13 protein-coding genes and 1 pseudogene are annotated in these 15,007 nt (G+C 71.2%); 3 read left to right on the top strand and 11 right to left on the bottom strand.

Annotation, left to right across the window (positions count from 1 at the left end; translation table 11 throughout):
- Positions 1–13 precede the first annotated feature (13 nt).
- A complete protein-coding gene (locus IF02_RS0125130; RefSeq protein ID WP_030160644.1) occupies positions 14–1,225 on the top strand; it encodes an NAD(P)/FAD-dependent oxidoreductase in 1,212 nt (403 codons plus the stop codon).
- Positions 1,226–1,301: 76 nt separating this feature from the next.
- Here IF02_RS0125130 and IF02_RS0125125 read toward each other — a convergent pair whose 3' ends face one another.
- The 9 genes and pseudogenes from IF02_RS0125125 to IF02_RS36255 all read right to left on the bottom strand — a co-directional run bounded on the left by IF02_RS0125125 (position 1,302) and on the right by IF02_RS36255 (position 10,631).
- Positions 1,302–2,762 carry an MFS transporter gene (locus IF02_RS0125125; protein ID WP_051696522.1) on the bottom strand — a complete coding sequence of 487 codons (1,461 nt, stop codon included), beginning with the start codon at positions 2,760–2,762 and terminating at the stop codon, positions 1,302–1,304.
- A gap of 100 nt (positions 2,763–2,862) precedes the next feature.
- A complete protein-coding gene (locus IF02_RS0125120; protein WP_030160640.1) occupies positions 2,863–4,443 on the bottom strand; it encodes a class I adenylate-forming enzyme family protein in 1,581 nt (526 codons plus the stop codon).
- A 215-nt stretch (positions 4,444–4,658) separates the two neighbouring features.
- Positions 4,659–5,303 carry an NAD(P)H-dependent oxidoreductase gene (locus IF02_RS0125115; protein ID WP_030160637.1) on the bottom strand — a complete coding sequence of 215 codons (645 nt, stop codon included), beginning with the start codon at positions 5,301–5,303 and terminating at the stop codon, positions 4,659–4,661.
- 31 nt (positions 5,304–5,334) lie between these two features.
- On the bottom strand, positions 5,335–5,730 hold the full coding sequence (locus IF02_RS0125110) for a YybH family protein (protein ID WP_030160635.1): 396 nt from the start codon (positions 5,728–5,730) through the stop codon (positions 5,335–5,337).
- 102 nt (positions 5,731–5,832) lie between these two features.
- Positions 5,833–6,636 carry an arylamine N-acetyltransferase family protein gene (locus tag IF02_RS0125105; RefSeq protein WP_030160632.1) on the bottom strand — a complete coding sequence of 268 codons (804 nt, stop codon included), beginning with the start codon at positions 6,634–6,636 and terminating at the stop codon, positions 5,833–5,835.
- Complete coding sequence (locus tag IF02_RS0125100; RefSeq protein WP_030160630.1) at positions 6,633–7,247, bottom strand: NAD(P)H-dependent oxidoreductase; 615 nt, start codon at positions 7,245–7,247, stop codon at positions 6,633–6,635. Before IF02_RS0125100 ends, IF02_RS0125105 begins: the two co-directional genes overlap by 4 nt.
- A 183-nt stretch (positions 7,248–7,430) precedes the next feature.
- Positions 7,431–8,729, bottom strand: a complete 1,299-nt coding sequence (locus IF02_RS0125095) for an MFS transporter (RefSeq protein WP_078622312.1) — start codon at positions 8,727–8,729, stop codon at positions 7,431–7,433.
- Positions 8,730–8,805: 76 nt separating this feature from the next.
- Entirely contained in the window at positions 8,806–9,387 is a 582-nt protein-coding gene (locus IF02_RS0125090) for an NADPH-dependent FMN reductase (RefSeq protein ID WP_030160628.1), read from the bottom strand.
- Between the two features lie 87 nt (positions 9,388–9,474).
- Positions 9,475–10,631 (bottom strand): annotated as a pseudogene (locus IF02_RS36255) (dihydrofolate reductase family protein).
- Positions 10,632–10,862: 231 nt separating this feature from the next.
- Between IF02_RS36255 and IF02_RS0125075 the strand changes: the two are divergent.
- Entirely contained in the window at positions 10,863–12,392 is a 1,530-nt protein-coding gene (locus tag IF02_RS0125075; RefSeq protein ID WP_030160623.1) for an FAD-binding oxidoreductase, read from the top strand.
- 229 nt (positions 12,393–12,621) lie between these two features.
- On the opposite strand, the gene IF02_RS0125070 is transcribed toward IF02_RS0125075, so the two are convergent.
- Both IF02_RS0125070 and IF02_RS0125060 read right to left on the bottom strand, forming a co-directional pair.
- The gene (locus tag IF02_RS0125070; protein ID WP_158708558.1) at positions 12,622–13,344 is read right to left on the bottom strand and encodes a hypothetical protein; all 723 of its coding nucleotides are present in this window, start codon (positions 13,342–13,344) and stop codon (positions 12,622–12,624) included.
- A 577-nt stretch (positions 13,345–13,921) separates the two neighbouring features.
- On the bottom strand, positions 13,922–14,443 hold the full coding sequence (locus IF02_RS0125060; protein WP_158708557.1) for a fibronectin type III domain-containing protein: 522 nt from the start codon (positions 14,441–14,443) through the stop codon (positions 13,922–13,924).
- 100 nt (positions 14,444–14,543) lie between these two features.
- Here IF02_RS0125060 and IF02_RS34950 point away from each other — a divergent pair, with 100 nt between their 5' ends.
- Complete coding sequence (locus tag IF02_RS34950; protein WP_158708556.1) at positions 14,544–14,792, top strand: hypothetical protein; 249 nt, start codon at positions 14,544–14,546, stop codon at positions 14,790–14,792.
- Positions 14,793–15,007 lie beyond the last annotated feature (215 nt).

Raw genomic sequence — 15,007 nt, 5'->3', positions numbered from 1 at the left:
AAGGACGCCACGTATGACCACCCGCACCCTCGTCGTCATCGGACACGGCATGACCGGCCACCGCCTGGTCGAGGAGCTCCGCTCCCGCGACCGGCACGGAACCTGGCGGGTGGTGGTCCTCGGAGAGGAGAGACACCCCGCCTACGACCGGGTCCGGCTCTCGTCCGCCCTCGACGACAAGACCCCGGCCGAGCTGAGCCTGCTCAAGCCGGCCCTGTCCGACGACGCCCTGGTGGAGTTCCACACCTCCACCAGGGCCGTCGGCATTGACCGCGAGCTGCGCACCGTCACCCTGGCCGACGGCGGCCGCGTCCCCTACGACGCACTCGTCCTGGCCACCGGATCGGTGCCCTTCGTCCCGCCCCTCCCCGGCCGTGAACTGCCCGGCGCTTGCGTCTACCGCACCCTCGACGACCTCGACGCCATCCGTGAGGCCGCCGCCCGCACCACCACCGGCGTGGTGATCGGCGGCGGCCTCCTCGGCCTGGAGGCCGCCAACGGCCTGCGCCTGCTGGGGCTCGCCCCGCACGTCGTGGAGATGGCGCCGCGGCTGATGCCCGTCCAGGTCGACGAGGGCGGCGGCCGCGTCCTGGACCGGCTCGTCACCGGGCTCGGCGTCACCACCCACCTGGGCGTGGCGACCAGCCGCATCGAGGCGGGCGCCGACGGACGGGTCGCCCGCCTGGTCTTCGCGGACGGTACGTCGGTCGAGACCGGCCTCGTCGTCTTCTCGGCCGGGGTGCGGCCCCAGGACTCCCTGGCCGGCCCCGCGGACCTGCCGCGCGGCGAACGCGGCGGCTTCCTCGTCGACGACCACTGCCGCACCCCGGACCCGTACGTCTGGGCCGTCGGCGAGTGCGCGGCCGTCGAGGGCCGCTGCTACGGCCTGGTGGCCCCGGGCTACCGGATGGCGGAGGCCGTCGCCGCCCAGCTGCTCGGCGAGGGAGCGGCCCGCTTCCCGGGCGCCGACATGTCCACGAAGCTCAAGCTGATGGGCGTGGACGTGGCCTCCTTCGGCGACGCCCACGCGCAGACCCCGGGCGCGCTGGAATTCGTACGGGAATCCGCGGGCGGGGAGGTGTACGCCAAGCTCGTCCTGGACGCGGCCGGGGACAGCCTGCTCGGCGGGATCCTCGCCGGCGACGCGGCGGCCTACCCGCGGCTGCGGTCCCTGCTGGGCCGTGAACTCCCCGACTCCGCCGAGGCCTTGCTGGCTTCCGTTTAGCCGACGCGGCGCAACGGCGAGAGCCCCCACCCGGCCGGGTGGGGGCTCTCGCCGTGCGGTGCGTCAGGCTGCCGGATCAGACACCGGCGGTCTGTGACTCGCGCTCGGCGGCGGGTGCGGTCTGCACCTGCTGCTCGGGCTTCTTCAGGCCCAGGGCGATCAGGCCGGTGATCACGATGCCGACCGCGGCGATGAAGACCGCCTTCTGGATGCCGTCGGTGGTGGCGGCGCGCAGCGCCTCACCCGTCTGGCCCTCCAGGCCGGAGTTGGCGATGGCGACCAGGACGGCGAGGCCGACGGCGCCACCGATCTGCTGGGTGGTGGAGGCGACACCGGAGGCGATGCCCTGCTCCTCGGGGGCGACGCCGATCGCGGCGGCACCGAACATCAGGGTGTAGCCGGCGCCCTGGCCGAGGCCCATGACGATCAGGCCCGGGACGAGGACCCAGTACGAGGCGTCGGTGGCCATGGTGACGCCGACGATCGCGGTGCCGATGACACCGATGACCATGGCGCCGACCATGATGGCGCGGATGCCGTGCTTGGTGGCGAGGCCACCGGCCGTCTGGGCGCCGATGGCGATGGCGACCATCGGGACGAGGAAGGCGACGCCGGTCTCCAGCGGGCTGTAGCCGTGGACGCCCTGGAAGTAGACGGTGAGGAAGTACAGCAGGGTGCCGAAGGTGGCCATGTAGAAGAAGGTCACGCCGACGGCGGTGGTGAGGTTGCGGTTCTTGAAGAGCGACAGCGGCAGCAGCGGGTCGGAGGACTTCTTCTCGATGACGAAGAAGGCGATGAGCAGGACCACGCCGATGGCGAGGGCGCTGAGGACGACCGAGGAGGCCCAGCCGGACTCGGGACCCTGGACCAGGGCGAAGACGATCGCGGTGATGCCGACGGTCGAGGTCAGGGCGCCCAGCAGGTCGAAGCTGCGGCTGGTGTTGCGGGCGGCGTCCGGCTTGATCAGCGGGAAGGCGAGCAGCGCGGCGATGCCGGCCAGCGGCACGTTGACGTAGAAGACGGACTCCCAGCCGAGGGACTGGGTGAGCACGCCGCCGAGCAGCGAGCCGACGATCATGCCACTGCCACCGGCGGTGCCCCAGACGGCGAAGGCGCGGTTGCGCTCCTTGCCCTCGGCGAAGCTGGTGGAGACCAGGGTCAGGGTCGCCGGGAAGAGGAAGGCGCCGCCGATGCCCTGGATCGCGCGGGCGGCGATCAGCACCTCGGGGCTGCCGGCGAGGCCGCCGAGCAGGGAGGAGCCGGCGTAGAGCGCGAGGCCGAGGACGAACATGCGGCGCGGGCCGAACAGGTCGCAGGCGCGGCCGCCGAGGAGCAGGAACCCGCCGAAGGCGACGGCGTAGGCGCTGACGACCCACTGGAGGGTCTGGGCGGAGAAGCCGAGTCCGCTGCCGATGTCGGGCAGGGCCACGTAGACGATGTTGTAGTCGATGGAGATGATCAGCTGGGCGAAGGCGAGCAGCGCCAGGGTGAGGCCGAGGTGCTTGCGCCGGCCTTCCTGGTTCTGGGTCGTTGACATGGTGTACAGCTCCCGGGGTCGGGTCGGGGGTAGATGTGTCGTGCCGGATGTGCGGTGCGGTGCAGTGCGGTGGAGTGCGGTGAGTCCGGTGCGCGTCGGCTCAGGAGGCCAGGTCGTGGGTCACCTGGTCGGCGAGCCGGCGGGCCAGTTCGAGGCGCTTGATCTTGGCGGTGGCCGTGCGCGGCAGCTCGCCGAGCTTCATCTGGATGGGGTCGGCCATCGTGGACTGGTCGGCGATGGCGCGCTTCCAGCGGCCCAGGTCCAGCGGGGCGTCGTCCTTGGTGCAGACGACCGGCACCGGCTCCTTCTCGGGACCCGGCACGATGATGAGCTCGGTCAGCTCGGGCAGCCGGTGCAGGACGGTGTCCTCGACCTCCAGGGTGGAGTGGATGGTCGGGATCTGGTCGACCTCGCGGTCCAGCAGGTGCAGGCAGCCCCACTTGGTGCGGTAGCCGATGTCCCCACCGCGCCACCACTCGCCGTCGAGCTGCTTCTCGAAGCGCTCGGCCTCGCCGTAGTAGGTCAGGGCGCGGCCCGCGGTCTGCACGTCGATGTAGCCGGGGTTCTCGTGGGAGACGGGCTTGCCGTTGCGGGACACCAGGCGGTACTTGGTGATGCCCGGCGTGGAGTAGCCCTGGCAGCGGCCGTCGGCCTTCATGACGGTCTTGCGGGTGTACGGGCGGGCGACCAGCGGGCCGCACTCGCTCTGGCCGTAGACCTGGAGGAAGACGGGGTTCTTGCGCTCCGAGGCCCGCAGGAACTTGTCCATCGTGCCCGGGTGGATGGCGTCGAAGGTGGAGTTGTAGAAGCGGACCGTCTTGAACGGCTTGCGCGGGTCGTCGAGGATCGACTCGCACTCCAGGAAGGAGTTCGGGTGCGTCTCGAAGACGCCCGGACGGTACTTGACCATCGCGTCCGCGACCTTCGAGGGCTCGGCGTCGTCCAGGAAGACCATCGGCTTGTTGTTCAGCATCATGGACGCGATGCCGGGGTACATCCGCGAGTGGACGTAGGAGACGTGCATCAGGATGGGCTCGCGCTGGCGCAGTAGGCTGACGGGGATGTTCTGCCAGCGGTAGCGGGCACCGATCGAACGGGCCGAGTGCACGACCAGCTTGGGGATGCCGGTGGTGCCCGAGGTGTGGGTCATGATCGCGTGCGAATCGGGGTGCAGCGTCACCGGCGTGCGCTCGGGGGCGCCGGCCAGGTCGGAGAGCGAGATCGCGCCCTCGACCGGCTCGGTGACCGAGATGACCCGCGCAGTGAGCTCCGCGAGCGGCGAGGCGGCCAGCGAGCCCGTGAGCTTCGCGGCGTCCGTCAGCAGCGTCGGGGCGGGCAGCCGCTGGAGCAGCGCGTTGATGGTCTCTCCGTCGAGGTGCGCGGAGAGCATCACCGGGACGGCGCCGATGCGGGCCGCGGCGCACGCGAAGAGGGTGATGTCGAAGTTGTTGGTCTTGTGGATGACGACGTGTTCGCTGGGCCGGATACCACTGGCCCACAGGCGATTAGCCATCTCGGCGATCAGGTCGGCGAATTGGGCGACCGTCAGGACCTGGCCGACCTCGGGGAGGGCGTCCATGGTGCGGTCGAGCGTGATGGTGTTGGCGCCGAACTGGGCGGCAGCCTCCTCGGCCACAAGGCCGAGGTAAAGCGGCGTCTTGTTCTTGGGAATCCGGAGCATGTGTTCAAGTTCTCACCAAGAATGCCCGGGCCCAATGGCGGTTGTTTGACTGTGTCAGCTCGACGGAATCGAGCCATCGAAATGGCGGGAATCGACTGCGCTGTGCGCGAAGAAAGGCCCGTAGCGGATGCTCCCGCTACGGGCCTTTCCGGTGCCGGTGCGTTGCTGTTCTTGCTGTTCTCGCCGCTTGCAGGGGGGTGTTACTACTTGAACCCCTACTTGAGTCCCTGCTTGAGCGCCTCGGCGACCTGGAGGGTGCGGACGGTCTGGTAGCCGACCGCCTTGAGGTTGTCCTCGGTCACGTTCTGGGCGAGCAGGCCGGGGACGGCCTGGAGCCCGGACGTGGCGCTCACGCCGTACGGGTTGCCGTTGCTCGGCGCCACCATGATCGGGTCGGTGACGCCCGGGGGCACGATGATCGCGCCCCAGTGGTAGAAGACGTTCGACAGCGACAGGACGGTCGACTCCTGGCCGCCGTGCTGGGTGCCCGTGGACGTGAACGAGGACATGGCCTTGTTCTTCAGGCCGCCGCGGGCGTGCAGTTCGAAGGTCTGGTCGATGAAGTGCTTGAGCGGGCCGGCCATGGCGCCGTAGCGGCCCGGGGTGCCCCAGATGACCGCGTCGGCCCAGTCGAGGTCGTCCTGGGTGGCGATCTCGACCTCGCGGCTGCTGCCGCCGACGTGCTCCTGGAACGCCTCGGTCCACTCGGCGAAGTTGGGCGCGATGGTGGCTTCCTGGATTTCGGCGACCCGGCGCAGACGGACCTGCGCGCCGGCCTTCTCCGCTGCCTCGGCGGCGGCCACCGCCAGCTTGTGGATGTTTCCGGTGGCCGAGTAGTAGACGATCGCGACGTTGGTCATCGGCTCTTCAATCTCTCTTGTCTTGTGGGATTCAGGGCTTCGCGCTTTCGCGGTCGGTGCCCGGCGGGTTGTCAATGGCATAGCGCCAGGAACCGTCCGCGCCGCGGCGCACCACATCCGTGGCCGTGCCTTCGTGGAGTACGGAAGTTCCGTCCGGCTTGACGCCCTTGATCAGATAGTCACACAGCAGCAGCGCCAAGTCGTCGTATTCGTAGCAGTGGCGCACCGTCAATTTCATCGGTATGCCGAGTGCCATGAAGCTGCGGGTCGCGTCGCGCCGGCCCTCGCCCGTGACGACCTCGCCCGGGGTGAGCACGCGTACCGCCCCGGGCTCGAAGAGGCTGTCGATCGCCTCCATGTCGCGGGCGTTGAAGGCGCGCAGGAACGCGTCGGGAAGTTCGGCCGGTGCCGTGACGAGTGTGGTCATGGTGACTCCTGGGAGGGGGGAAGGAGGTACCTGGCGGAGGCGATGGAGGTGGAGCGCCCACCGTGGGGGGAGTGGGGGAGGGCGGCGGGGTCGTCCGCCCGGCTATTCGACGGCGATGCCGGGCGAGCCCTCGGGGCGCACCGGCTCGTCGGGCAGCCGGTCCAGTGCCATGCCGAAGTACTTGTGGTAGGCCTCGAACACCTCGGTGTCGTCGGCGAGTTTCTCCACCGTGAACTCGCCGTGGACCCGCTTCGTCAGCGTGTGGCCCTTCAGCGTGATCCGGCCCTCGACCGTCGGCAGTGAGCAGAACACGTCCTGCATGAACGGCGAGTCCGGGCAGGTGCGGAACCACCACAGCGAAGGCCGGAACTCGCCCAGCTCACGCGCCCGGCCGTCCACCCGGTACATCGGGTCGCCGTCCAGGAACAGGTCGAACTCACCCTGCTGCTCCGGCCCGAAGGCGAACGCGCCCTGCGGGTCGTACTGCACCGCCTCGGTCCCCAGCAGCAGCGGCCGCCGCGCGTTGCGGCGGAAGCCCACGTCCACCAGGTACGCGGCCCCGTCGACGGTCACGCGCAGCATCAGGTGGCCCAGCGGAGCGCCGAGCCCGCCCGGCCGGTGGACCCGCGCCGAGAGGATCTCCACCTGGAAGCCGAGCGCCTCCAGCAGCAGCCCGAAGGCCGGGTTCACCTCGTAGCAGGCACCGCCGCGGCCCTGGTGCACGATCTTGTCGACGACCCGCTCGTCCAGGTGGATCTCCTGGCCGAGGTGGTAGTCGAGGTTCTCGAACGGCACGGTCAGCACGTGCCGTTCGGTCAGCTCCGCCAGCGCCGCCAGGTCCGCCTTCGCGGGGCGCGAAGCGCCGATCCGGGCCAGGTACGCCGTCGCGAGCCCGTTGTCGATCACCGGGCGTCCAGGGTCTTGATCACGGAGGCGACCTCGAGCGTACGGCGCGCCTGGAAGGCCGCGGCCTCCAGGTTCTCCTCCGGGACCTGGCCCGGGTTGCCGCCGACCACGGCGGAGGCGCCGTACGGGTTGCCGTTCTTCGGCTTGTACAGCACCGGGTCGGTCGAACCGGTGGAGACGATGAGCGAACCCCAGTGGGTGATCGCGTTGTGCAGGGCGAGGATCGCGGAGACCTGGCCGCCGTGGGCCGCCGAGCCGGACGCGAAGGCGGAGACCGCCTTGTTCAGCAGCTTGCCCTCGATCGACAGCTTCGACGTGGAGTTGATGAAGTGCATCAGCTGCGGGGCGGCGAGACCGAAGTGCACCGGGGTGCCGATGAGGATGCCGTCCGCCCACTCCAGGTCCGCGAGGGTCACCACGGGGACGTCCTTGGTGGCGTTCTGGAAGTCCGAGGCGCCGTCTCGGCGCGCGGCCTCGCCGTTCGGGTCGATCTCGGCGACCCGCAGCAGGCGGACCTCCGCGCCCTCCTTCTCGGCCGCGGTGGCGGCGGCCTCGGCGAGCTTGTGGGTGGAGCCGGTGGACGAGTAGTAGATGACAGCGATGTTCGTCATGACGCGAAGCACTCCCTTTCGACCGCCCCCGCTCGTTTCCGGTTTTCGACTGCCGGGGCCTTGAGTCGATCCTGTTCCGTGCCCGGCGCCCCACCGAGGGCGCCGGCTCTAGTCCGTCACGTACGCGCGGCCGTGTGTCAGGTGCACGCGTACGTGCGTCAGGTACGCGCGCGCGGCCGTGCGTCAGATGCGGGCGGTCCGGCGCCGGCGGCGGCCGGTCACCACCAGCAGCACCACGCAGCAGCCCAGCAGCGCGGACATGAACAGCCCGACGCCCCTGACCTCGCCGAACGCGAGCGGGATCTGTGCTCCCACCCCGCCGCCGATGTTGAGCGTGAACCCGTACAGGGCCGTCGCCATGACCCCGTGGGCCGCGCCGGAGATCGCGCCGATCTCCTGCACCACGGCCGGGCCGATCGCCGCCAGGCCCAGCATGAACAGGAACAGGGCCCCGGCCAGCCCGGCGGCCGTGCCGCCGAACAGCCCGGCGCCGCAGATCCCCGCCGCCGCCACGGCGAACGCCCCTGCCCCGCGCGGCCGCGCCGGGATCCGGCCCAGCAGCGGCGACAGCAGGACGCCCAGCACCAGCGCGGGAATCGCCGTGGCCCGCAGCGTCAGCATCGCCTGGCCGTCACCGACCAGCGAGGCCGGCCCGTAGAGCTGCACGCTCGTGTAGATGGCCGTCATGGTGCTGGAGCAGGTGATCCCGACGACGTACAGGGGCAGCAGCCGCAACCACATCCGCCTGGTCTCGCCGCGAGCCGCCCGCGAGGCGGCGCCCCCGGCGGCCCCGGTGTCCGCGCCGCCCTTGACCCGCGCCGGATCCACCGGCGCCAGCACCCGGCGCAGGATCTGCGCACCCACCAGCAGCAGCGGCGCGGTCACCCAGAACGTGCCCCGCCAGCCGACGACGGCGGCCAGCAGCTGCGATTCCACCTGCCCGGCGACGATGGTCCCCGCCATGCAGGCGGAGACGATCGTGAGCGCCGTCGGGAGCTTCGAAGCCGGTATGTGCGTGTTCAGATAGGCGTAGACCAGCGGGACGTACACGCCGGCGAACAGGCCCTGCCCGGCCCGCAGCGCCAGCCCCACGCCGAAGGAATCCGCCAGCGGCACGCAGGCGGTCACCACCGCCAGCGCGCTCACCCCGGCCACCAGCACCGCCCGGGTGCCGAACCGCCGGGCCAGCGCCCCGCTGAACAGCGAGATGATCGCGTACGTCACCGCGTACGCGGACGTGGCCCAGGTGGCCGACGCCTGGTCCACCCCCCAGGCCCGCCCTATGTCGGGCAGCAGCGGGATCGCCACGTACAGCTGCCCCACCACCAGCATCCCGAGCAGGGAGATGGCCGCCACCACGCGCGCGACGGACCGCCCCGCCTCAGGGGCGGCGGGGCGGTCCGTCGCGCCGCCGCGTAAGGCGGCCCGGGGCGGGGCGGTGGGCTGGGGACTGGGCGTGGACGTGGGCGTGCGCAGGCTCATCGTTCCTCCTGGGGCTGCGGTGCACCCCGGGAGGGTGGGCCGGGCCGGGCTGGTCTTCGGGTGCGCGGCTCGGCGATCAGCCGCCGTACGGCTTCTGCGCCTTCTTGTCCTTGAGCGCCGTGCCCCACCACTCCAGGGCGTCGAGGAGCGTCTTGGCCGCGGCCTCCGCCTCGGTCGGGTCGATGAGGTTGCCCTCCTCGTCGAACTGGCCCCAGGGACCGTGGAATCCGACGGTGTCGCGGACCGTCACCGAGTGGGTCTCGGCGAAGATCTGGCGCAGGTGCTCGACGGCGCGCATACCGCCGGCGAGGCCGCCGTAGCCGACGAAGCCGACGGGCTTGGCGTGCCACTCGGTGGTGTGCCAGTCGATCAGCGACTTGAGCGAGGCGGGGTAGGAGTGGTTGTACTCGGGGGTGACGACGACGAACGCGTCGGCGGCGGCCAGACGGGGCGAAACGCCCGCGAGCACGGCCTGGACCTCCAGGTCCGGCGACTGCGACAGCCGGTTCGGCAGGTCGTGCTCGATCAGGTCGATCACGTCGATGTCCAGGCTCTGCCGCTCACGCGCGACACCGGTGAACCAGTTCGCGATGACCGGGCCGAACCGGCCGTCACGGACACTTGCGACGATGACTGCGACGCGGAGCGGCTCAGACATTGAAAAATACCTCCGGATGAGTGCGAGCTAGCGGTGCCCACTTTTTGCGCCGCGAGCCGGGCGGACAACGCCGCAGGCACGAGTACGTCAACTTCCGTCCGCCGCCCACAGGTGCGCGTTGACCCGCCGGGCCTCCCCGGCCAGCCCCGCCAGCTCCACGACCTCGATCCCGGCCGCACGCAGCTCGGCCACGCCCGTGCACGCCGCCACGAACAGCGCCGGCTCCCGCCACGCGATGACCACCCGGCGCACCCCCGCCCGGGCCACCAGCCGCGCACACGGATCCGGCCGCGAGCGCCGCTGCGAGCACGGCTCCAGCGTCGAGTAGAGCGTCGCGGCGCGCAGCCGGGCGTCGTCCGGCGCGAGCTTGGCCAGCGCCGACTCCTCCGCGTGCACCGTCGGATCGCCCTCGCGGCTGTACCCGTACGACAGCTCCATCCCGCCGCCGTCCACCAGCACCGCACCCACCGAGTACGCGCCCGGGCTGGGCGGGCACCGCCGCGACAGGCCGATCGCCCGGCGCATCCACTCCTCGTCCGACAGGTACAGCGGCGTCACAGCGCACGCTCCTTCGGCGCGTAGCGCAGCACGACGGCGTCGCCCGCCACCCGCGCGTCCAGCAGTCTCATCCGGGCGGCCGGCCCGCCCGGGAACTCGGCCCCGCCCACCAGCCGCGGCGCGCCCTCCTGCCCCACCAGCAGCGGGGCCACGGCCACCTGGAGCTCGTCGGCCAGGTCCAGGGCGAGCAGCTGCGTGTGCACGGACGTGCCGCCCTCCACCATCAGCCGCCCGACACCGCGCCGCCCCAGCACGTCGAGCACCCGCGCCCAGTCCAGCTCCGGCCCGGTGCTCACCACCTCGGCGAGAGCGCCGAGCGCCGCGCGCAGCGGCCCCGCGCTCGCGTCGACGGTGAACACCAGCTTCTCGCCGCCGCAGTGCCAGAACCGCAGCCCGGGATCGAGCCAGGGCGAGGCGGTGACGGTGACCTTGAGCGGATCCGCGGGCGCGCCCCGGTCCACCCGGGCGGCCCGCCGCCGCGGATCGCCCACCAGCAGCCGCGGATCGTCCTTCCGTACGGTGCTCGCGCCCACCAGCAGCGCGTCGCAGGACGCGCGTACGGCGTCCACCCGGTCGAAGTCCTCGGGCGAGGACAGCAACAGCCGGCCGGGGCTCGCGTCGTCGAGCCGCCCGTCCACGCTCATCGCGGCGGACAGCAGGACGTACGGCCTGCGCGCACTGCCCATGCGGACATCACCCCTCCCAGTACCCGTATCGGTCGGGGCGTCACCGTAGGCGGTGCCCCCCGGCCAATCTCCGGGCCGCGCACCGAGTCCGTCAGCTCAGCGCCGGCCCACCGCCGGGTAGTGACGGATTCCGGATAGGAGTGGCGGGAACCCTGCGTTCCTGACCGAGGCTGCACGCACTCGACCGAAAGCCTCGTCCTGGGTACCAGGACTGAACGGAGTGTGGTTCACGTGCTCAGCAGACGCTCGCTCATACGCGCCGGTGCCAGCGTCGGGGCGGCCGCCGCACTGACCGCCGGAACCGGTGGCCTGATGCTGGCGCAGGCTGCCGGCGCCACCCCGTGGAAGACCCTGCAGAGCCGGCTGTCCGGCCGGCTCGTCCTGCCCGGCGACGCGACGTACGAGACGGCCAAGCAGCTCCAGCTGGCCCAGTTCGACGTGATCCACCCGCAGGCCATCGCCTACTGCACCAGCGAGGCCGACGTGGCCGCGTGCATCCGCTTCGCCCAGGACTACGGCCTCGCCCCCGCGGTGCGCAGCGGCGGCCACAGCCAGGCCGGCTACTCGACCACCCCGGGCCTGGTCATCGACCTCTCGAAGCTCAACCACGTCCGCCCCGGCGACACCGTCCACCTGGGCCCGGGCAGCCAGGGAGTCGACGTCCTCAACTCCCTCGCCCCGTACAACATCCAGGTGGCGGCCGGTACGTGTCCCACCGTCGCGGTCGGCGGCTGGCTCCAGGGCGGCGGCCTCGGCTACGCCACCCGCAAGTTCGGCATGGGCGCCGACCGGCTGGTCTCGGCCCGCGTCGTCCTGGCCAACGGGCGGACCGTCCGGGCCTCGGAGAACGAGAACCCGGACCTGTACTGGGCCCTGCGCGGCGGTGGCGGCGGCAACTTCGGGGTCGTGACCGACTTCGAGGTGCAGCCGGTCCAGATCCCCTCGCTCACCACGTACAACCTCAACTTCGCCTGGTCGGACGCCGTCCAGGTGATCCTGGCCTGGCAGGACTGGATCGCGACCGCGCCCCGGGAGCTCTCCTCGGAGCTCTTGTTCCTGCTCTCCACCGACGCCCCGGCGGGCACCGAGCCGTACGTCGTCCTCACCGGCGGCTACGCCGGCCCGCAGGCCGACTGCGACCGGGCGCTCGACCGGCTCGTCACGGCCGTCGGCCGGCCCACCACCTCGCGCACGGTCAGCGAACTGCCGTACCGGGAGGCGATGATGAACGTCTTCGGCTGCGGCACCAAGACGGTCAACGAGTGCCACCGGATCGGCTACTCGCCCGAGGCCCAGCTGTCGCGCGACAACTACTCCCTCGGCCGGAACAACTTCTTCGCCCGCGGCTGGACCCGCGCCAACGCCGAGGCGGCCGTCGCGGCCTTCACGGCCGACTTCCGCCCGGGCCAGTTCCGCTTCCTGGGCCTCTTCGCCTACGCGGGCAAGGTCAACGACGTCGCCCCGACGGCCACGGCCTTCGTGCACCGCGACTCGCTCTTCAACGCCGGGTACTCGGTGGGCCTGACCAACCCGAACCTCACGCAGGAGGACAAGGACCGGGGCCAGGCCTGGGTGGACAACGGCTTCAACACCGTGGAGCCCTTCTCGGCCTCGCTGCACCAGTCGTACCAGAACTACATGGACCCGGCGCTGACGAACTGGCGCGAGGCCTACTACGGCCGGAACTACACGCGCCTGCGCTCGGTCAAGCGCACCTACGACCCGAACCGCTTCTTCCGCTTCGCGCAGGGCATCGACTGACGCGGCGGCGGGCCGGGCCCCGGGTCGGGGAGGACCGGCCCCGGGTCGGGGGCCGGCCCCGGCCCCCGGCCGGGTCAGCGCAGCGGCCAGACGCGCGCTGACCCGGCGGAGGGCCCGTCCCGCCAGACCCGTGACCAGACCTGCCACCACCTCGGTTTCCTGTCGCTACCCATGCCGGGGAGCGTAGGCAGGGTCGGGGCGGGGATCCACGGAGCGGGAGAGGAATCTGTCACTCCGCGGGATGGGTGGCCAATCGCTCCAGCCGGTACCGGTGGAGCCGGAAGGCGGCGTACGTCACGAACGGCACCGCGAGGCCGGGCACGACCCACCAGGGCAGGCCGATCGCGAAGGCGGGGACCGCCACGGCGAGGGTCGTGACCGCCATGCCGATGAGCAGGGGCAACCCGAGCGAGCGCCACGTCCACGGCTCCCGCCCGCCGAGCCCGGCGAGCAGCGCGGTCGCGAAGCCGAGCCCGAGGGCCGCGAGCAGGCCCGCGAAGGTGGCGAGGCCGGCGGTCATCTGGGGGTCGTCGCGGGGCTCGTCGGCGGTGCTCTGCCGGAGGTCCCCCCTGGCCAGGACCATGACCGCCCCGCGCCAGACGGTGGCGGTCACCTGGTCGCCGGGCTCCAGCCGAGCGAGCAGCGGCCCGGAGTCACCGAACCTCACCACGGTCTTCCAGGAGGCGGCCGGGTCGGAGACGGTCGCCTCGCAGCTGCCGCTCTTGCCCTTCTTGACCACGGTTCGGTCGACGGTGAGGGGGAGGGTACGGAGGCAGTCGTCGGTGCTTCCGCTGTCGCCACACGGCTCGGCGGCGGTGTAGTCCTCGTACCGCCGGACGTCGTCCGGCAGCGATACGGTGAACAGGAAGCCGCTGATCAACGCGGGTATCAGCGACAGGACGGCCAACGACGCCCCGGCAACCCGCCCCGGCCGAGTTCTGATGTCTGCCACCACAAGCCCCCCTGTGCGCACGCATGTTCGCTACCCACAGCTTCCACGCCCACGTGCGGGCGGGCAAATGGCTTGATCGGCGCGCCTCAGGGCCAGTCGACGATGGCGGCGAACACGACGTGGTCGAGGACGAGGACGGCAGGAACGAGCAGGACGAGCCCATCGCGCGAGGTGGTGTCCTGATCCATGCCACAAGTCAACGGCGCCGCTGAAAGCGGCACATGAGCGCGGGGTTTCCCGACAGTCCACTGTCCTTCCGGTGCGGTCCGGCCCGTCAAGGGCGCTCCCTGCGGTCGCGTCGCTTCGCGATGGCCTTCGGCCACCCTTGACCGCCCGGCCCACCCCGGAATGCCATAAGACTGCCGGGAAGCCCCCGAAGGAACGGTCAGGGGGACAGGGACGCATTCAGCTCCCTCAGGGATGCCGACCTTGCCACCCGGTTCAGCCGCACCCAGCCCCACCAGGGCCACCAAGCAGCGCAGGGTGAGAGGCGCGTCAGATCGCTACGCGCTCCTCCCGGCATGGCGTCCGGCGACCGTCCGGGGCTGGTCATGGGCCGCCCACGACCGGCAGGGGCTCAGACGCACTCGGACCTCGGGTTCGACGGGGTGAAGTCCGAAGCACCGACGGCGTTGACCGCCCGTACCTGGAAGCACTGCTTGCCCAGCGGCAGCCCGGTCCAGACGAACGACGTGCTGTCCTTCGGGACGCCCTTGGCTTGCTGGAGGCTGCTGTTGAAGATCTCGAAGTGCGTTTCGTCGGTCGCGGGGTCCGACCACTGCAGGTTCACGCGGGTCGGGTCTGCGGGGTCCCGGGTGGCAACGACGTTCGACGGCTCGGCAGGCCTGCCGATACCGATCCCCTTGCTGCCTTCGTGGTCCAGGTCGAAGTTCACCCGGGCGAAGTCGTCGGAGCCGACCTCACCGTTCTTGACCGACATCCGGAAGCCGGTCAGGCTCTCGCCCGGCTTGAATCCTTGCTCGATCAACCGGGTCGACCCGTCCAGGTCGTTGGAGAGGCAGTCCGACCCCTCGAACAGCCTCAGTGAAGGGTTGACCACGACCATCTCGTCGGACCTGAGGTGGACTTGGACACTCACCTCACCCCGGGATTCGCCACCCACGCACGCATTTGCCGTCAACGTCTGGTCCGGCCTGTCGTGACTCAGCCTGACCACCCTGGTGAACGGGGTGCTTCTCGTGGTCCTGCTCGACCCGAGACTGGGCGCGTCCGAAACGGTCAGCGTCCCGGTCATGGTGATCGTGTGCGTACTGGCCGCAGCGGCCGGCGGAGCCGTCCACACACACAACACGGTGACCGGCGCAATCGCCGTCAAGGCCGCAGCATGTCGCAACCTCATCGCCACACCTCGCAATCGCCTGGTTGAGGCTCGTGGGGATGGCTTCATCGTCCCGCCACACCACCACCCCGGCCACCGGGGCCTTTGACCAGCCACGGACGGTCGCCGGACGCCATGCCGAGTGAAGCGCGTAGCGATCTGATGCGCCCCCCGTCATGGCCGGGCGTGGTGGTCCTGGGGAGGAGAACTCCGGACAGGGAGGGATGGCCGCGCATCGCTGAGGGCCCCTCCCTGTACGTGAACCTCCCGGCCATTCCTTCGGGGGCTTCCCGGCAGTCTTATGGCATTCCGGGGCGGGGCGGT

The sequence above is a fragment of the Streptomyces sp. NRRL S-244 genome (assembly GCF_000717915.1).
Classification (GTDB): domain Bacteria; phylum Actinomycetota; class Actinomycetes; order Streptomycetales; family Streptomycetaceae; genus Streptomyces.
This window is presented reverse-complemented; position numbering and strand designations above follow the sequence as displayed.